This window comes from Pseudomonas gingeri (assembly GCF_013385425.1).
In the GTDB taxonomy this organism is placed as follows: domain Bacteria; phylum Pseudomonadota; class Gammaproteobacteria; order Pseudomonadales; family Pseudomonadaceae; genus Aquipseudomonas; species Aquipseudomonas gingeri_D.
The window spans coordinates 104845-123696 of sequence record NZ_JACAQA010000017.1 but is presented as its reverse complement, the minus strand read 5'-3'; the positions used below and the strand labels follow the sequence as shown (position 1 = coordinate 123696).

General features: G+C 57.6%; 12 protein-coding genes. 4 read left to right on the top strand and 8 right to left on the bottom strand.

What is annotated here, in order from left to right; genetic code table 11:
- Positions 1 to 2538 (top strand): hypothetical protein (locus tag HX830_RS20285; protein WP_218171337.1); only part of this gene is annotated, 2538 nt, incomplete at its 5' end.
- Between the two features lie 139 nt (positions 2539 to 2677).
- Here HX830_RS20285 and HX830_RS20280 read toward each other — a convergent pair.
- The 4 genes from HX830_RS20280 to HX830_RS20265 all read right to left on the bottom strand — a co-directional run bounded on the left by HX830_RS20280 (position 2678) and on the right by HX830_RS20265 (position 10049).
- The gene (locus HX830_RS20280; protein WP_152741473.1) at positions 2678 to 2938 is read right to left on the bottom strand and encodes a short-chain dehydrogenase; all 261 of its coding nucleotides are present in this window, start codon (positions 2936 to 2938) and stop codon (positions 2678 to 2680) included.
- Positions 2939 to 3351: 413 nt separating this feature from the next.
- Positions 3352 to 5631: an autotransporter outer membrane beta-barrel domain-containing protein gene (locus tag HX830_RS20275; RefSeq protein ID WP_177102181.1), complete on the bottom strand. Its 2280-nt coding sequence runs from the start codon at positions 5629 to 5631 to the stop codon at positions 3352 to 3354.
- A gap of 238 nt (positions 5632 to 5869) precedes the next feature.
- A complete protein-coding gene (locus HX830_RS20270; protein WP_152741475.1) occupies positions 5870 to 7909 on the bottom strand; it encodes a hypothetical protein in 2040 nt (679 codons plus the stop codon).
- 157 nt (positions 7910 to 8066) lie between these two features.
- Positions 8067 to 10049, bottom strand: coding sequence for a hypothetical protein (locus HX830_RS20265; RefSeq protein WP_177102179.1), 1983 nt, complete (start codon positions 10047 to 10049; stop codon positions 8067 to 8069).
- Positions 10050 to 10519: 470 nt separating this feature from the next.
- Between HX830_RS20265 and HX830_RS20260 the strand changes: the two genes are divergently transcribed.
- Positions 10520 to 12037, top strand: coding sequence for a hypothetical protein (locus tag HX830_RS20260; RefSeq protein WP_177102177.1), 1518 nt, complete (start codon positions 10520 to 10522; stop codon positions 12035 to 12037).
- A gap of 94 nt (positions 12038 to 12131) precedes the next feature.
- On the opposite strand, the gene HX830_RS20255 is transcribed toward HX830_RS20260, so the two are convergent.
- Entirely contained in the window at positions 12132 to 13094 is a 963-nt protein-coding gene (locus HX830_RS20255) for a zinc-binding dehydrogenase (protein WP_177102175.1), read from the bottom strand.
- 183 nt (positions 13095 to 13277) lie between these two features.
- Here HX830_RS20255 and HX830_RS20250 point away from each other — a divergent pair, with 183 nt between their 5' ends.
- Both HX830_RS20250 and HX830_RS20245 read left to right on the top strand, forming a co-directional pair.
- Positions 13278 to 15362, top strand: coding sequence for a carboxy terminal-processing peptidase (locus tag HX830_RS20250; RefSeq protein WP_177102173.1), 2085 nt, complete (start codon positions 13278 to 13280; stop codon positions 15360 to 15362).
- Positions 15363 to 15498: 136 nt separating this feature from the next.
- Complete coding sequence (locus tag HX830_RS20245; RefSeq protein WP_103496450.1) at positions 15499 to 17274, top strand: bifunctional diguanylate cyclase/phosphodiesterase; 1776 nt, start codon at positions 15499 to 15501, stop codon at positions 17272 to 17274.
- Positions 17275 to 17499: 225 nt separating this feature from the next.
- Here HX830_RS20245 and HX830_RS20240 read toward each other — a convergent pair whose 3' ends face one another.
- The 3 genes from HX830_RS20240 to HX830_RS20230 form a co-directional block, all read right to left on the bottom strand.
- Complete coding sequence (locus HX830_RS20240) at positions 17500 to 17871, bottom strand: hypothetical protein (protein WP_040065236.1); 372 nt, start codon at positions 17869 to 17871, stop codon at positions 17500 to 17502.
- On the bottom strand, positions 17868 to 18209 hold the full coding sequence (locus tag HX830_RS20235; RefSeq protein WP_152741480.1) for a helix-turn-helix domain-containing protein: 342 nt from the start codon (positions 18207 to 18209) through the stop codon (positions 17868 to 17870). Before HX830_RS20235 ends, HX830_RS20240 begins: the two co-directional genes overlap by 4 nt.
- Before the next feature lie 112 nt (positions 18210 to 18321).
- Complete coding sequence (locus HX830_RS20230; protein ID WP_152741481.1) at positions 18322 to 18777, bottom strand: YkvA family protein; 456 nt, start codon at positions 18775 to 18777, stop codon at positions 18322 to 18324.
- Between the last annotated feature and the right edge of the window lie 75 nt (positions 18778 to 18852).

Genomic DNA, 18852 nt, shown 5'->3' with positions numbered 1-18852 from the left:
CGCCTGGCCTGGGGGCGAGCCAGTGTGGAGCACATCGTCCAACCGGAGGAGGTGGACACGGACATCCCGATCCATATCGACAGAACGGTCATCGAGAACGCTCTAGACGGTCAGATCGACATCGCTTATCAGGTGGTGGATGTCTGCAAAAACTATCCCGATGAGCGTGAACCCTGGTCCGTGATTACCACCGTGCGGGTCGACGTGGGCGGCAACCGCCTCGATGCGCCGCAGGTGTTGGTCAACGGTTTTCCCGTTCCCCAGAATGTGATCGATCTTGAGCAACTGGCGGGAGCCGATGTGATTTGCCGGGTGTACACCAATCAAACGGATCACGCGGTAGACGATATCCTGCAACTGACCTGGGTCGGCACCCCGGCACAAGGGGATTCGTCGGTGATCGTCGGGCCTCTTGAGCAAACGGTGCAATTCATCCCCTTCCAATACGACTTTCCCATCCCCTACGAATACGTGGAGGCGATTGCCAAGGGGCGAGCGTCGGTGTCTTACGTACGGATCAGGAGCGGCGTGGAAGATCGCCCGTCGAAAAACGCCAACGTTACGGTGGTGGGTGATATTGCCTTGCCTGAACGCCCGAGTTTTGTGGAAGCGAGTGGCAGTGTGTTGGACCCGAACCTGAATTTCTACACCATTTCAGTGCCCTATTACCCGGGGCGCCAGCCCGGAGACCATCTCTACATTGTGTTTGAAGGACTTGACGCCAGCAACAACCCCACTGGTTTCGACATTAACGCCTATGTGAGTAATGAACCGAGTGGCGCTCCGATCCTGCGCGATGTGGACAAGAATGAAATCAAGCGACTCGATGGCGGTTCGCTCACCGTTTACTACTGGATCAATAGCCAACGTAAATCACAGGAATTGGTGTTGTCCGTGGGCAGCGGTCAGCCTTCCATGCCAAAACCCAACGTCATCCGGGCCGACAGCAACGATGTCTTGAACCCGGACGATGTGAACCCCATCACCGGGGCCGATGTGGTTGTGCCATATACGGGCACCCTGCCCAATGACATCGTCGGGCTGCGCTGGAGAGGTTCGCTCAGCAGTGCGCCGGATCAAGAGACGCCGCCGCTGAACCCAGGCTCGGCGGGTAGCCCCATTCCCTTTGTCGTACCGTTTCAATACGTGATTGGCAACTTGAACGGCACGGTGGACACGGACTATTACATCATCCGTACCGGATCTCCGATTCAACGCTCGCTGATACGTGAGCTGACCATCGGTTCGGCGCTGGAGTTGCTCGCCCCCAGCGTCAAGCAGGCCACCGGCGCCGTGCCCAGCCAACAACTCAATCCGGTGGCGGCCAAGGATGAACTGACCGTGGAGATTCCGGATTACGGCGCCCAACCCGGTGATCAGGTCCGCGTGACCTGGGCTGGCACCCCCGGCGACGGTTCGCACACCACCCCGCTGCAAGCGCTGCCGGGCAGCCGAGAGATCCCCCTTCCGGTTTCGGTCATCGCCTACAACCTGGACCGGTCGGTGACGGTCACCTACACCGTGACCCCTAGTGGAGGCAGCGAATCCGAGCCGTCCCGTGCATTGACGCTGAACGTGCAGGCGATACCCGACATCAGTCTGCCCATGCCGCTGATTCCCCAGGCCGCGCAAGCCGGTATTGGCAGCGAACTGGATCTGAAGACCTTTGCCGGCGATGCGCGGGTCACCGTGGCACCATGGCCGCTGATCGCCGCCGGTCAGCGCGTCTGGCTACGCGCCGAGGGTACGGCGCTCGACGGCTCGCGCTATACCATCACCCTCTACACGTCTTCCGCGGTCCAGGACTCGGAAGTGACGGCCGGGTTGTCCACAACGCTGTTGCGTAGCGAACTGGAGAAATTGCGCGACGACTCGCCACTGAACGTCGTGCTGCAAGTGACCTTCGATCGCAGCTCGACCCAGGCCAACGCGGTCGATTTTCCACTGCGCACCTATACCGTCAAAACTGTGACGGATCCGCTGACAATTGACCGGTCATACATGCTCTTGCGCGGCTATTCCATCAGAGTGTCTTGGCCAACCACTGGTGAGGATCCGAACGGCAATACAGAAGTACGTCAGGCATCGGGAGGGACACCACCGTACCAATATACATCCTCCAACCCATCGGTGGCCCAAATCGAGGGCACTAACAAAGTACGGGGAATGCGCAATGGCCAAGCAACTATTAGCGTGAGGGACTCGCAAGGGGCGACAGTGTCTTTTCTGGTCATTGTCAGCAACGTCTACACTCTAGTCGTGAACGACGGTCCATTCAACGATGCGACCGCAGCGAGGGCTTGGATCAATTCAGTCAATGGCGTTAACATTGGTCAGTATGATAACTTTATCGCTAGTATGTTCAGGGTGTACCGAGGACCATTTCCTTACCCATTCAAACCCATTAATTACTGGCTCGGCAAATACGTCGGCACCGACAGTAGATATAGTTTCTTTAACTATGATACGCAAACTATTCACCTGGCCGACCCGAACAATACGAGCATCAAAGGCGCCTGGGCCTTTGTCCCGTATTGATGCGCCCCCCTCAACTGAAATGCATCAAAGATAGCTAGTTTTATTCAGATCACAAAGGGGAGCCAGGCTCCCCTTTCATTATTCTCGTCAAATTGAATGCAGTGGCCTGCAGTTTTGCTTCACTGCACGTTTTAAGCAATCAGACCCGCAGCCGCCACCCCAGCACATCCATCAGGTCGCAGCCATCGCGCATGACCATCGCGGGGACCTGGATAATGTGTTGGAAGTCGATGTCATTGGCGTTGTGCAATTCGATATGGGACAGGGCTTCGAGCATTTGCGTTGCCGCCAGAAAGCGCGCGGCGGCGTTGGCGTGGAGGACATCGGTGGGGCTTTCGGCGTCGATCAACAGGCTGGGGATCAGGCAGTCGATGGCGGTGAGCGGTATGTATTTAGACATAGGTAAGGCCTCGTTTTTTAAATGAGAGCCATCACTCAATCGTCGCCAAACGAATGGGTGGCAGCTGTACGCAGGTTGGCGAACCGGGATAAAACGAGCAAAATCCGGCAGACCCGGAGGTCTCCCGCGCACAGCCGCCATAACGCAGCTTTGCGGGTACAAGTATCCCTGCAATAAGCTCACTCAGGAAGCCTCAGCACATTTTATCGACGAGTCGCCAAACCCGTATCACCAATGAAGGCGATCAAAGGACTATAAACCGCTGACTTCCGAGGAGGCAATGCAGGCAATTGTTACCAATCATTCTCCCGGCTCGAAGCAAGCGCAAACCTTATTCAAGACAGAACCCGATGCAAAAAAAGCCCGGCGCAATGCACCGGGCGTTTATAAATCGTCTGGGTTATCCGCCTTGCTTACCAGCTATAGCGCAACCCCACATTCGCGCCAAACGGCTGCTCGATGGACTTGCCATTGGCATAGTCGAAGTCGGCATGCACTTGCAGGTCCTTGGACAGCTTCACCGCCACACCGGCGCCGAACTCGGAGCGCGAGCCGGACAGGTCGTTGTTGAACACCGTGTTGTTGACCTTGACCTCATTGTTCTTGGCGAACTCATGGGCCACCGCCGCCCGCAGGTACGGCTGCACCACGGTGCCGCTATCCAGTGTCAGGTTACGCCCGACCGTTGCACCGACCTTGCCCAGGAACGAACGGGTCTGGTCGCCCTCGGCCTGCAGGCCGTTGTCCAGGTTGTAGTTCTTGCCCCGGATCGTCACCGCCGACAGTTGACCGAACGGCTCGACGAAGAAATCGTTATCCAGCTTGATATGGCGACCAAACTCGGCGGAACCACCGATACCGGTAGTGCCGTAGTTACCCTTGGACTGGGTGCCATCGCTCATGGCGACTTTCGATTCGTTCTCGAAACGGTTGAGTTTGACCACACCGTCGAAGTAGTAACCGGTTTCCGGCTCAAGCCAGGTGGTGTAACCCCCCACGTAGTAGCTCTTCACATTACCGGTGGTGCCGCCCTTGAGGCTGAGGTCCGAGTTGCTATGCCCGGCCATCGCACCGATCAACCAATGACCGTCGCCCATCGGCAGCGGCGCATCGGCCCCCAGGCTGAAGCCCTGCTGGTTCTGCGAATAGCCCACGCCGGAGCTTTCCGACACGTTGTACTTGTTGCCATAAGCCCGCGCCCAGGAGCCGGACTGGCCGTCGTTGAAGCGCAGTTCACCCATGCGGGTACGCAACGAATACAGTTCGCCGTACCACACGGTCGGCGCGGTGTTGAACAAGGCCAGTACCGATTGGGTACTCGGGCTGACGGTCTTCTTGTTCGGGTCGAGGAACCAGTCGGTGCCACCGCTGCCGTTGCTGCTCGAGCCCAGGCCATAGGAGTAGGTACCGACATCCACCAGGCCAGTGCCCGCCAACGCGAAATTCGCATTACCGGAAGCCGTGTGCACCAGGGTCAGCGCCTCTGGCGATACCGGATCGACACCGGAACCGGCCACCAGCAGTTTGAAGTCGCCGCTGGAAGCACCGGTGACATTCAGCACATCATGCTGGTTGGTGGCGAAATCCACGTTCATGGCGAAGGTGCCATTGCCGGACAGGCTGCCCACATCCAACTGGTAGAAATTGCTGCCCTGACCCATGGTGACCGTGCCGTTATTCATCGCCAGCGTACCGACGGTGTTGCTGGCGGTCATTTCCCATTGAGAACCACTGTTGATGGTCACGCCATCGACATTGGTCAGGCTGCCTTTGAACAGCGAACCGTTGGCCAAAGCCAGGTTGCCGGTGCTGCCGGCTTCGACATTGAAGTCGCCGGTCATCTGGGCGCCGCTGAAGTTGAGGTTGGCGGTGCTGTTGCCGGTGACATCGACATTGCCGGTCAGGGCGCTGTTGGCGACATTGACATTGGCGGTGGAGGCGCCCTGGACTTCGAGGATATTGCCGTTGCCACCGATAAGCGTCGAACCGTTCAGGACATCGATGCTCACGTCAACACCTTCCCCCACCAGTACCGCCGCACCGCTCTGGCCGTGGACACTGGTGTTATTGAGCACCAGGCTGCCATCACCGACGCGCTCTGGATCGGCGATCATCTGTATGCCATTGGCAGCACCCGTGATGACACTCTGGTTGGCCACCAAGCCGCCCTGATAAATAAGCACACCGCTACTGCCCGCCCCTGTGCCAGTGACAGAGACATTATTCAGTTCCAAGGTGCTGAAACCACTCACTTGGGCACCCGCCTCCCCTCCAGAGATCGAGCCCCCGGTGACACTCACCTGAGAACCGCTGGTTGAGCCCGGTTGGCGAACAGCGGACAGACCGACGAAATCAGCGGTAATAGTCGCTCCGGTGAGGGTGCCGGTACTGTTGGTCACATCAACACCGTTGCTCCCCACTCCATTGACTGTTCCACCGTTCATATTCAATGTGGAACCGCCATCAATATTGATCCCTTGGCTGGTTGCACCATTGACATTCAGTGTCGTACCCGCACTTACCGAATAACCCTCGGTCGGGGGCGCGCTGGCATCAATGGTATGTGTACCGCCATCATTGAAAACAGCGGCAAAGACCGACGGGCTGATCACGAGAAAGGCCGGAGACAATACAGCCCAGCGCAGGGATCGTCGTGCCGATATTGGAAAAAAAAGCCGGGTGAGAGTGTTCATGTACTGTTTATCTCCTTCCAACCACGGAAATAGCTGGACGTAGGTGTTGAAAGCGCCAAACTCTACCCATACTCCTCATCAAACTATGTAGGAAAAATCTCACAAAAATGAAAGGTATATCTGACTATCCTGAAGCCAGATTAAGCGCTCCGTGTAAGCATCAACATTGCACCCAAAATAAAACGGCGGAAGAGGTGAACAGCCCCCCTTCCACCGGATAGTCATGCCTCTATCAAGATCAGCTTATGCAAGGCACACCATCGAATGTCCTGCACGTTTCAGTACCATTGATGATCATGAAAACCTCCTTAAAGTCCTCGTTGGAGGGTGCCGGATGACCATTGATTACTGTTTCATATTTGATACTGCAGTATTTATCCGCAATCAACCGTAAGTAGGGCTCATAGGGAACCTTGAAAATAAATCCATTGGTGGCCTGCTCGGTCGTCGGCGTAAACGTATTGGTATAACGAGTTCCGGTAATCGGCAGTGAGCCCGCCGCATCACTCCACCCTTGAAAGGTAAAATCAAGGGTCTTATCGGCAAGACTTGCGGTGGGCTCTCCGGGAACCAGCACTTCAATGACCTCACCCAGGATGGTGTCATTTCGGCGAGAGCAACAAGCAACTATCCAGGTATCCCGGTCGCTTGGATCGAACTCATAGAGATTCTGGAAGGCAGGATCCGGAACAGTAATAGGTACGACTAATACGTCGACTTCTTTAGGCACGGCGTAGTCTACGTTACCGTTGACAGACGGATGAGAAATAGAATAATTGACCGGGAATTTGCTGTCATTCAAACCCGCCAAAACAATCGCCCTTGGGACTTCAAAGGGAACTTTGAAGGTCAGTGGGTCCTCGGTACCCAGAAGATCGTAAACGCCGCCTGGTGGAGGCACCGCCACGTCTCTCCAGTACAGTTGGAAATGATCACCCGCTTTACGTTCTGGGTAAATCGCCACCTCAGCATCAACAAAATCGTACGCAGGATCAGGGCCCACATCCGCAGCTGTCAACTTGTCGGGAACCGTCGTTGCTCGGCCTTGAACGACCACCTGGGCCAAGGCTGGATTCTGCTCGCCAGGTGGATCCTCCGGATTAGGCGGCCCGGGCTTGCGCAAGTCCTTGTCAACCTCGATGAGTGTTACAGGGGGGTTACTGTAGGTATTCCCTCCCCGCCTGATGACATAATCGACATCAACCGTATCAGGACCATCATTACCGTTTTTCACATCGACAAAAGGGACGGTAGCAAAGGTGGGGAACCCTACAATATCAACTTCTGGCTGAGTAATATTATCCCAAGAGACAACAAATTTATCTTGTCCGAATTGAGGACTATCGTAAGCATCGAGCCGAACCAGTACACCGCCACTGCTAATCGCATCCTCGTAGTCAATCAGACCATCTGCCGCCTCAGGTACAACCGTGACTTTAAGATTCGTCGGCCGGGTAGTGAGCGTGACCCCCACCCTCTTGAAATCCGACTCCGGCCCCTTATTACCTTTACGATCAGACAAATAGTAAAAAATGTAATGTGGGCCTTCGGCCGTGCCAATAAGGGCCCTTGTCAAAAATACCTCTATCGGGTCCGCCATATCCGTCCGGGTAAAAATCCCCACTACAATTGAATCCGGAATGGAGGTCCCGTAATGCACCTCGATTTGATCACCGAGTTTGGCATCACCGTAGGTACTAGGAATTGTAACTAGCACCCCCTCCGGGTGAGCGTCCAGATACTCCTTGGTAATACCTTCGCTCTCCACTTGAGGAGGTAATATCACCTCGGGGCCACTTGATCCGCCGTTCGGAGGGAGCGTATCGATATTGACCATCAGTGGAACAGATCCTACCCCGTTGGGCCCCCAATGAAGTCGATAAGTCAATGGGTAAGTACCAGGTGACAAGGTATAGTTCCCGGGAAGATCCAACGTAATTGGGAACGGTATGGTAGTGACAGGTGATGTAAAATTATACCTTGACCCCAAGATACTCTGCCCGTTCCAGTACAATTGAACGAACCCGTTGATACCATCATCATCGATAGGCTCAATACTGTTTATATCCACCTTCAATAGTTGCCCCCGATATCTGGAATGCAACTGATTAGGATCATCATCCGGCTCATCCCCTAATAAAGGGTTGAGCGCGTTCATCACGGGTGCAATAGGATCGGCCTTGGGACTGTCCAACACGGCCAGCCGAGCCTCCAGTCGTGCTTTTTCAGCAGGAGCTAACGACTGGGTAGAGGGTTGTGATTTTTTCTTCGTTGACATTTCATATTCTCCGTTACATGGGATAGAGCCTTATCGCCCTAGACACTTCCCGTGCACGTGCAAACAGATATGACTGACAACAGCACGCAGGGATCGGCGCTTCTCTCTATTAGAAAAAGCACATCTACTGCTCTCAACTCAAGCGACCAACAACACCTTATCCTTCAGGTGGACAGAGATCATTATCGGGGCCACATATAACGTCACCGGGCATCTGCCTAGTGATTTTTACAAAGGGAGATCTTGAGCGCCCAACCCCCCCATTGGCTTTCAACAAACGGTACTGCGCCACGCCTGAATCATTATGCACCATGGGTTCAATCAGCCTGTCGTAGGGTAACACCACCACGTCAAAACCATCCCTTGCCTCGTTATCTGACAGTGTTCTTGAAAAAACATCGGTCACCCCCGGTATTGGGTCCGTTCCATTCAACCCACGACTCCCCTGCCATGTCAGTTCGATCACATCACCGCCAGCAAGGTGAGGATTCCCATCAGCCGTACCGGGAACATGTACCGTTATCCCCTGCCACAACCTGGGCACTGAGCAACAATTCAAATAACCATTTAGATTAGCATCAGGAAACTCCGGCTCCATGAGCCCGGCAAGTAACACAATAGAAACATCAACGTCCGTCACCCGCGCTTGTTGTTGATTGACGCCATTATCCGTGAGGTAATACACCGGTAACGCACGATTGTTTTTATCTTGGGCAATCACATCCCAAGGAATAGTGAACGGAATCACTTGGCCCGCCGTGTCGCCCACCTTGACGGTGTAATCGGCCACGGCTCCGCTGACCGCACCCCAGAACACATATATCGTTTCTCCAGGTTTGGGGTCATCGAAAAGCGCTATCTTCACCGTGGCGTCTTCATTTTCGTCCAGTGCGGTCAACGTATTCAAAATATTTGAATGCAGGCCCCACACTTCCAATTTGACCAAGGTGGTATTGAGCAGCGCCGGCGCGTTGGCGTGATCCTGACCGGCAATCGTAAAATCGACGGGGGCAGTGGCGGGCCCCGAGGGTGGCGTAAAAGCACCACCCGCTTGCACGATGTAATCCACCTGGACCGTCAGTGGCCCCAGGCCCTTGGCCGTCAATGTCGACCAAGGCACATAGATCTGCTGCGGCCATTGGCTGATGTCTACCGGATGTGGGCTCAGTTTGGTGCCGTCCCAATCGACCAGAATGAACTGCGTATCCTCGGGATCGTCATAGGCATCGATTTCAACCGTAACCCCCCCTTGTCCAGAAGCGCCTTCTCGAGCATGCTCACGATCAATCAGACCTCTGCTCGACAGGGGGATTCGAGGGGGAAGCAGGCCGCCAGGCAGCGGCGTAAGGTCGACACGTATGGACGAAAGACTGGACCTTACCGCATTCAGATTTCCCGCCAGGTCCCTCAGACGATAGTAGGCATAACGTGTGCCCGTCCCCCAAGAGCGAATATCAGCTTCATCGTAGCGGACATACATCAGGTTATTATCGACATCATACTGACTGAACTCCTGTTCATTAACAGGCGGCTCGCTCTCAAGGGGGGATTCTGTATTCGTCCAATAATAAATAGCCCGATCCCGCCCCTCCGCGCCCACATAACGTGGTACCCGGACACGCACCTCACCATTATCGATTAAATACTGCTCGCTAATTACCCCATTCAATTCATCCGGAAAAATCATCGATAATGGCTGTTGGCCATCATTCGGGCTTTCTCTATCAATTCGCACCTTGGTCTTCAACGACTCCAGAGGATTGATCCCTCTGATCGTCTTCTCATAAGAAAGCTCGTAATTTCCATGTCTAAGTTCAGCCATAGGGACAACCAGCGTTTTATCGCCTGGGGCAATGGGTGGAACAAAATCATAGGGTGCACCCACCGCGTGAAAAGGAGCCCCTTCCGGACGCCACCCCACCCTGATAGTTTCGGTATATTGTTGAGAAAAATCCCAAGCCGGAACAATAAATTCGAGGTCCCCTTCCAACACACTTCTAGGGACTAAGCCGTCTGCTCGCGGCGTGCCATCATAGTTCTTGATAATGGACTCGACTATCGGTTTAGCCAGATCAGCCTGAATATCACCAGGAACATTAGCATCTCCCGCATAAACAGGATTTTCTTTTGAAATAGCCATCCACGGTCACCTTGATAGTGAAGTCGATAAGCAACACAGAAGAGGCAAGCTAGAATGCCTGAGGTGTGTGTCACGGTGTTGAACCGTGGGTTAATTCAACACCTTTCAAAAGAGCCTGGATACTGTCATTTCTAACAGGTATGCACGCCGTCCGTCGGTTTATCCGAGCTTTCGGGGGGCTAGCACGACACAAACGCTACCTCGGCATCCTTTATCGGGAAGGTCTTGGCCAACTGCGGGCTCAAGCACTTCTCCGCAAACAACGGCCAGACATGCCCCCCAGGTCATACAGCAGATCGATCTTGAGCCGAGCGTTGTAGCGGTCTGCCCTTCGGACAAACGGCCTCCCTTTCCCCCCTCGAACTGTCAGTTCTGACAGTAGACACACCTCGCGCCAGGCTTCTTTAATAACGCCATGTCCGCCTCTATCGCCGTATTGGCTACCCCTCTCAAACCCAGAGGTGTCTTCCATGAACCGGCGACGCTCCAGCCACTTTCTCTTCAGTAGCCATCCATTGAACCTGAAGCGGCTCTTGCTCGCTTCGATGGTGTTGATCATCTGGGGTTGTACCGCCCAGCAGGCCGGACGGCCGCTGACAGAAAGATCACCCTCGTCAGCGCACTCCCAATTCATCCTGGCCGGACAGGAAACGGCGACACGGATCACCCAACGTTATCGCGATACACGCTCAGACTGCGGCGCCCCCTCCCGGCCCGCTTTTCTGTGCACGGGTATCATCCTTCGCGGCACCAATCCCTCGCCGGATTATCACGCCTGGAACCCGAGCAATCTCTCAGTAACGAGCGGCGGTGTGTCCTTTTCCTATTTGCGCACCGATGCCAAATACAAAGGGCTGGCTTATAGCTATAAAAACGGATTCTTCTTCAGCCCCTATCTCGCCAGCGCAGGCAAGGTGCACCCGGAAGTCCTCTGTTCCTTTGCCATTGATGGGCACACTTTCGAGCGTCCGACGGACAAGGGATGTGGCGCGCATATTCGTTACACGGACAGCGGCTTATGTCGCAACCAGGGCATTACCACCGCTGCGCAGTGGCTGACGCATTACGATCGCGTCACGGGCAACCCCCAACGGCAGCAGCATCAATGTGCGTTCGATGTTCGCGATGTGCTGAACGAACAGGCCACCTCGGCCTTCAATGCAAGCATTGCGGCCATGAAACTCATTCCGAGCGAGTCATTCGCCACGCAAAACGAACTGCGCATCGCCACCTGGGCCCAGAACATCCCCACCCAACTGCCCATCGAAGCGTTCTTTTATGTCAATGACGGGCTGGCGGGAGCCCAGCATGACCAGCGGGATTTCTACCAAGCAACGGGCATCACTGTCCCCATCATCCGCATGACCCTGCCCGCCGTGGCGGCGAACGACGCGACCTTCGAGTTTCGCGCCCAGGACCAGGTCGATCAGGACGAACTGGTGATCGCGCCGTCGGTCATGGTGCTGGATGGCCTGTCGATCAAAGCCAGTTGGCCCCGCCTTCGCGACTCGGTCGGCAATGCCGCCACCCGGCTGCCCACGGGCGGTCACCCCCCCTACCGGTATGTGTCGAGCGCACCGGCCGTGGTCTCGGTAAATGCGGCGGGCAAGGTGGTCGGCGAACGGACCGGCAGCGCCACCATCACCGTCTATGATGTCAGCAACACCTCGGTGTCATACCCGGTGCTGGTGGGCAATGTCTTTCTGTTGGGCATACAACCCTACCCCTTTACAGACGTGCACGCCGCCAACGCCTGGGTTGCCAGTCAGGGGGGCCACTCACCCGGCCTGGCAGGGGCAACGGATCTGGCCCACTCATTCGGGCTCCCCCTGCCTCCCGGCACCATCGGCGCGCAGAACTACTGGCTTCTGACCACTGAAGGTTGCCCGGCCGGTCTGTCCCTGTATTACTCGTATCAGAGTGGTAACTACGGTTGTGGCAATAACGCACAACCCGGCCTGGGTGCCCTGTACATGATCAGATACTGAATGTGACGGTGCTCGACCCAAGCGTACCGACGGCAACCGTGAGCGCAACACTGCGCTCACGGCATTGGACCACTCTGCAAAGCTGTATCAGGGCTCAGGACAGACGCTCATCGATCACCAGCACCAGCTTCCCCGCCACCTGATTGCTCGCCAGCGCTTCAAAAGCCGCCTCGGCATCCTTGATCGGGAAAGTCTTGGCCAACTGCGGGCTCAAGCGCTTCTCGGCAAACAACGGCCAGACATGCTCACCCAGGTCACGCAACAGGTCGGCCTTGAACTGATCGTCGCGGCTGCGCAAGGTCGAACCGAGCAACTGGATGCGCTTGGCGAGGATCTTCGCCAGATCCAGCTGGGTTTCCCGGCCGCCCATCAGGCCGATCAGCACCCACCGCCCGTCAGCTGACAAAAGTTTCACGTTCAGCGCGGCGTAGTTCGCCCCCACCGGATCGAGGATCACATCGAAGGGGCCAAAGTCGCCCAAACCCTCGATATCGTCACCCCGGACCACCCCGCCCTGGGCCCCCAGCGCCTCGCAATAGGCCAGCCGATCCGCCGAACCGACACTCACCCAGCACGGGTTGCCGAAGGCCTTGCACAGCTGGATCGCCGCCGAACCGACGCCACTGGCGCCGGCGTGCAGCAGCACTTTCTCACCCGGTTTGAGCGCCGCCAGCTGGAACAGATTCAGCCACGCCGTGGCATAGACCTCAGGCAGCGCGGCCGCCTCCAGCAGGCTCAGGCCTTCCGGCACCGGCAACACATGACGCCCGTCGACCACCACTTCCTCGGCCATGCCGCCGCCGGCCAGCAGCGCGCAGACCCGGTCGCCGACCTGCCAGGACGCCCCGGGCCCGACTTCACTGATCACCCCGGAACATTCCAGGCCCAGGACCTGGCTGGCCCCGGGCGGCGGCGGGTAGAGCCCGGCTTTTTGTAACAAATCGGCACGATTGAGGCCCGCGGCCGCCACCCGAATCCGAACCTGTCCCACATCGCAGGTCGGACTCGTCTCTTCAACCCACTCCACTTGACCTTCAACGCCTTGCAATGCTTTCACAGTGCCTCCATAGTGAGTCTGGACTGAGCCCGTAGCTGTAGCGCCGGGCTTTTTGCATTATGCGACCGGCCCGAGGGTCGTACCAAAACGCGCAATGGGCGGTTTTGGTGCGCAGTCCCACGGAACCGGCGACTTTAAAGACGGCCTAATATGCGTTATCAATTGCCCCCGCGTCGAATCAGCATGAAGCATCTGTTCCCCAGCACCGCACTCGCTCTTTTCATTGGCCTTGGCATTTCCACGTTCTCGGCCAATTCGTTCGCAGCCAATAGCTGGGACAATCTTCAGCCCGACAAGGACGAGGTGATTGCCAGCCTGAACGTCGTCGAGTTGCTCAAGCGTAATCATTACAGCAAGCCGCCGCTGGACGCCGCGCGCTCGGTGATCATCTATGACAGCTATATCAAGCTGCTCGATCCCTCGCGCAGTTATTTCCTGGCCAGCGACATTGCCGAATTCGACAAGTGGAAAACCCAGTTCGACGCCTTCCTCAAGAGCGGCGACCTGAATGCCGGGTTCACCATCTACAAGCGCTACCTGGACCGGGTCAAGTCGCGTCTGGACTTCACCATCGCCGAGCTGAACAAAGGCGTGGACAAGATGGACTTCACCACCCAGGAAACCTTGCTGATCGATCGCAAGGATGCTCCGTGGCTGAAGACCAGCGCCGAGCTCGATGACCTCTGGCGCAAACGCGTCAAGGACGAAGTGCTGCGCCTGAAGATCGCCGGCAAGGATCCCAAGGCGATCCAGGACCTGCTGGTCAAGCGCTACAAGAATCAGTTGGCGCGTCTGGACCAGACCCGCGCCGAAGATATCTTCCAGGCTTATATCAATACCTTTGCGATGTCCTACGACCCGCACACCAACTATCTGTCTCCCGATAGCGCGGAAAACTTCGACATCAATATGAGCCTGTCCCTGGAAGGCATCGGCGCCGTGCTGCAGAGCGACAATGACCTGGTCAAGGTCGTGCGCCTGGTGCCGTCGGGCCCGGCGGACAAGACCAAGCAGGTGGCTCCGGCCGACAAGATCGTCGGTGTCGCCCAGGGTGACAAGGAGATGGTCGACGTGATCGGCTGGCGCCTGGACGAAGTGGTCAAGCTGATCCGCGGGCCGAAAGGTTCGGTGGTACGCCTGGAAGTGATTCCGGCCAGCAATGCGCCGAACGACCAGACCAGCAAGATCGTCTCCATCACCCGTGAATCGGTGAAACTGGAAGACCAGGCCGCGAGCAAGTCGATCCTGCACCTCAAGCAGGACGGCAAGGACTACAAGCTCGGGGTGATCGATATCCCGGCCTTCTACCTGGACTTCAAGGCGTTCCGCGCCGGCGATCCGGACTACAAGAGCACCACCCGCGACGTGAAGAAACTGCTCGGCGAGTTGCAGAAGGAAGGCGTCGACGGCGTGGTCATCGACCTGCGCAACAACGGCGGCGGTTCCCTGCAGGAAGCCACCGAGCTGACCAGCCTGTTTATCGACAAGGGCCCGACCGTGCTGGTGCGTAATGCCGAAGGCAAGGTCGACGTGCTCGAAGACGAAAGCCCGGGTGCCTTCTATAAAGGTCCGATGGCGTTGCTGGTCAACCGCTTGTCTGCCTCGGCTTCGGAGATTTTCGCCGGTGCCATGCAGGACTACCATCGCGCGTTGATCATCGGTGGCCAGACCTTCGGCAAAGGCACCGTGCAGACCATTCAGCCGCTCAACCATGGCGAGCTGAAACTGACGCTGGCGAAGTTCTACCGGGTTTCCGGGCAGAGCACCCAGCACCAGGGCGTATTGCCGGATGTGGATTTCCCGTCGATCATCGACACCAAGGAAATCGGCGAAAGCGCACTGCCGGAAGCCATGCCGTGGGACACCATCCGGCCTTCGATCAAGCCGGCGATGGATCCGTTCAAGCCGTTCCTGGCCCAGCTCAAGGCTGACCACGAGGCGCGCGCGTCGAAGGATGCGGAGTTCATCTTCATTCGCGACAAGCTGGCCCTGGCCGAGAAGCTGATGAAGGAAAAAACCGTGAGCCTGAACGAGGCCGAACGTCGTGCCCAGCGCACCGATATCGACGCCAAGCAGCTGGCCATGGAGAACGCCCGTCGCAAAGCCAAGGGCGAAGAACCGCTCAAGGAACTGAAGAAAGAAGACGAAGACGCCTTGCCGCCGGATCCGGACAAGAAAACCAAGCCGGAAGACGACGCCTACCTGAGTGAAACCGGGCGTATTCTGCTGGACTACCTGCGTTTGAACACGGCGGTGGCGAAACATTGAAAGATGATGGCAATTTAATGTTCCGCTGCTTCTGAGCGTCATCAAACAGTCATCATTCTGTCGTGAAATAAAGGACTGGGCATGGCTCTTGTAAAAAGAGTCGGGCCCGGTCCTTTTTTTATCGACCGAGACAACCATGACCATGACCGAACAGCTGAACGCCCTGAGTTCAATCCTGGCTCAGAATGGTCTGCACAGCTTGTTCCAACCGATCATCTCGCTGTCCGAACGACGGATCATCGGCTATGAGGCCCTCAGTCGCGGCCCCTCCAACAGCCCGCTGCATTCGCCCATCAACCTGTTCGCCGTGGCCCGCCAGGCCGGTCGCCTCAGCGAGCTGGAAATGCTCTGCCGCCTCAGCGCCTGCCGACGCTTCAGCGAGCAGAAGCTGCCGGGCAAACTCTTTCTCAACGTCTCGCCGGAATCCCTGCTGGAACCGACCCACCAGCCCGGGCGCACGCTGAAGTTGTTGCAGGACTTCGGCATCGACCCGAGCAATGTGGTGATCGAGCTCACCGAGCAGACCCCGACCGACGATTTCCAACTGCTGCAAAACGCCTTGCATCACTATCGCGCCATGGGCTTCTCCATTGCCCTGGACGACCTGGGAGCCGGCTATTCGAGCCTGCGCCTGTGGTCGGAGCTGCGCCCGGACTATGTGAAGATCGACCGGCACTTTATCGACGGCATCCATCAGGACGGGCTCAAGCGTGAGTTCGTCGGCTCCATCCTGCAAATCGCCAAGGCCTCGCGGGCCCTGGTGATCGCCGAAGGCATCGAGCTGCCGGAGGAACTGGCGGTGCTCACCGAGATGGGTGTCGACCTGGTCCAGGGCTATCTGCTCTGCCGGCCCCAGGAACAGCCGCCGCAGGAAGCGCGCACGCTGTTGCCCAAGCTGGAGGCCACCTCGATGGCCCTCAACGAAGAGGCCGGTGATCTCGGCACCCTGCTCAGCGTACAACCGGCGGTGGCCCTGAGCACGCCCACGGCGGACGTGCTGGAAGCCTTCCGGCGCCAGGCCAATCTCAACTCCGTGGCCGTGCTGGACGAACATAATCACCCGTGCGGTATCGTCCATCGGCATTCACTTTCGGAGGCCTTGCTCAAGCCCTTCGCCACCGAGCTGTTCGCCCGCAAGCCCATCAGCCGGCTGATGAGCAATGATTTCCTGGCGGTGGAGTTGAGCCAGTCCTTGCAGCAGGTCAGCCGCTTGCTCACCAGCCGCGCGCGGCAGCGTATCGAGGAAGACTTCATCATTACCCAGCAGGGCCAGTACCTGGGCCTGGGGCGGGTGATCGATGTGCTGAAACTGATTACCGAACTGAAGATCCAGCAAGCCCGCCATGCCAATCCGCTGACCCTGTTACCGGGCAATGTGCCGATCCAGCAATGCCTGACCCGGCTGCTGCAACAGGCGCGGGAGTCGGTGATCTGCTATGTGGATATCGACAGCTTCAAGCCGTTCAACGATATCTACGGCTATGGGCGTGGGGATGAGGTGCTGCTGTGCCTGGCGCAGTGTTTGAACGACCGCGTCGACCCGAGCCGGGATTTCGTCGGGCATATCGGCGGCGATGATTTCCTGCTGGTGCTGGGCGAGGAGGATTGGCGCAAGCGTTTGAATCAGTTGCTGGAGGACTTCCAGAACCAGTGCCGACGCTTCTACCGTGCCGAGCACCTGGAGGCCGGCTGTTTCATCGCCTCGAACCGCCAGGGCCAGCGCCAGGAGTTCCCACTGCTGTCACTGTCCATCGGCGTGGTGCACCTGAAACCCGAATCCTGTGGCCGGCTGGATGCCCCGCAGTTGGCCGAACTGGCCTCCCAGGCCAAGCATCACGCGAAGAATGTGCCGGGGTACAGCATTCATGTGATCGACAGCGGCGAACTCACTTCCTTCGAAGACCGCGCCTGATCTCCAGTACGCCACCTAAACCTGTAGGAGCAGGGCTTGCCCGCGAAGCTTTTAGCGATCTTGCGGGCCCCTTCGCGGCGGTGCGGCGTCCCGACAAGCCCTGCTCCTACAGGTTATGCAGTGTTTTCAGGATCCGCTTCCCGCAGTGTTTCGTGGAGTTTTCAGGATCCGCTTCCCGCAGTGTTTCGTGGAGTTTTCAGGCCCCCATTCCGGCACCGAGGCCTCTCAGGCCTCGGCCGACTCGGGATAGTCGTACTCGAACACCCGCACCACTTCCGAAGCATGCCAGGACGCTGCGGCCACGCCGTCGGACGGGCCGGAAAAACGCCCCAGACGCTCGACACACTCGAAGAAACCCGTGCGTGGCAAACGGCTCGCGCCCTGGCTGATCACCAGTGAACTGCGCAGCGGTTGTTCGGCCTTGGCATCCAGGGCCGCCAGGTGCTCCAGGGCCGCCGTCAGGGTTTGCATGGCCGGGCTGGGCAACTGCAAGCGCTCCAGCAAGGCACGGTAGGTCAACAGATGGCGCTGGCGGCGCGCCTGGTCGAGCTCACCCAGCAGCCCATCCCAATGCTGACGACTGATACGCACGCTCACGATGCGTCCCTCCAACCGGCCACACCCAATTCCCAGGCCAGGCTGCGACGAATCGCGGCATCAGGCTCGCGCTCCCCGCTTTCGATCAGCCCCAGGTACGAAGGGCTGATGCCCACCGTACGCGCCAGGGTCTCCACGGCCAGGCCCTTGGCTTCGCGCAGGCTGCGCAATTGCTCGAAGGCCGGCAAGGCATCAGCCGGCGGCGCCGGGCTTGCTGGGGGAGATTGAGGCGGTTGCTGGCTGCTCAAACCGGCAGCCTGGAGTAACGCTTGATACTGGGCCCAGGGTAGAACCGCATACTCCGGTTTTCCGTCACGTGTAATTATTTGAAGATCCATCACCACACCCCGTAGGACTTTTACACATAGCGAGTCGGCGCTTTCCTTGTAGCTTAATCTTAACAGCCACCAAGGTCGCTAGGGGTGTGTTCTTAAAGGGAATGGCTGGGATTCAGTCCTTTTCGTGGCGTTGCAGTTGCAACTGCTCGGGTGTATCCGGCAAATGCTCGATCGCCCGCAGCTGTTCCGGTGCCTGCCGTTCAAGCCAACGACGGAAAGCCGTCAGTTCCTGGTCCAGGGTATTCATCACCCAGGCCAGGACAGCGATGTCGTCGAGCATGCCGAACACGGGGATAAAATCGGGGATGGCGTCGATCGGGCTGAGGAAGTACATCAGCCCCGCCACCACAATGATCATCGACTTGACGTTGATGGCCCGGTACTCGCCGCGCCAGTAGGCCAGGCACAGCACCTGCAACAGCTTCAGGTCCTCCCTGAGCTTGCCCAGCCGGCCGCCCTGGTGCGCGCTCTTGCTCGCCACGGCAAACAACAGGGTCGGTAGACGGCCGCGCGACAGCACGCGTTGGGCCATGGGCAGGAAGCGCGTGAAATTCCAGGGTGCTTTCATCATCACTCCAATCGACAGCGACGCCAGGTTATCCACACAACTTGTGGATAACCTTGTGAACAGAGCCACTTTTCA

Excerpts from the sequence above, each read along its gene's own strand:
- HX830_RS20260 (WP_177102177.1), top strand. The coding sequence starts at position 10,520 with ATGAACCGGCGACGCTCCAGCCACTTTCTCTTCAGTAGCCATCCATTG.
- HX830_RS20275 (WP_177102181.1), bottom strand. The coding sequence starts at position 5,631 with ATGAACACTCTCACCCGGCTTTTTTTTCCAATATCGGCACGACGATCC.
- HX830_RS20250 (WP_177102173.1), top strand. The coding sequence starts at position 13,278 with ATGAAGCATCTGTTCCCCAGCACCGCACTCGCTCTTTTCATTGGCCTT.
- HX830_RS20245 (WP_103496450.1), top strand. The coding sequence starts at position 15,499 with ATGACCATGACCGAACAGCTGAACGCCCTGAGTTCAATCCTGGCTCAG.
- HX830_RS20230 (WP_152741481.1), bottom strand. The coding sequence starts at position 18,777 with ATGAAAGCACCCTGGAATTTCACGCGCTTCCTGCCCATGGCCCAACGC.
- HX830_RS20270 (WP_152741475.1), bottom strand. The coding sequence starts at position 7,909 with ATGTCAACGAAGAAAAAATCACAACCCTCTACCCAGTCGTTAGCTCCT.
- HX830_RS20265 (WP_177102179.1), bottom strand. The coding sequence starts at position 10,049 with ATGGCTATTTCAAAAGAAAATCCTGTTTATGCGGGAGATGCTAATGTT.
- HX830_RS20235 (WP_152741480.1), bottom strand. The coding sequence starts at position 18,209 with ATGGATCTTCAAATAATTACACGTGACGGAAAACCGGAGTATGCGGTT.
- HX830_RS20280 (WP_152741473.1), bottom strand. The coding sequence starts at position 2,938 with ATGTCTAAATACATACCGCTCACCGCCATCGACTGCCTGATCCCCAGC.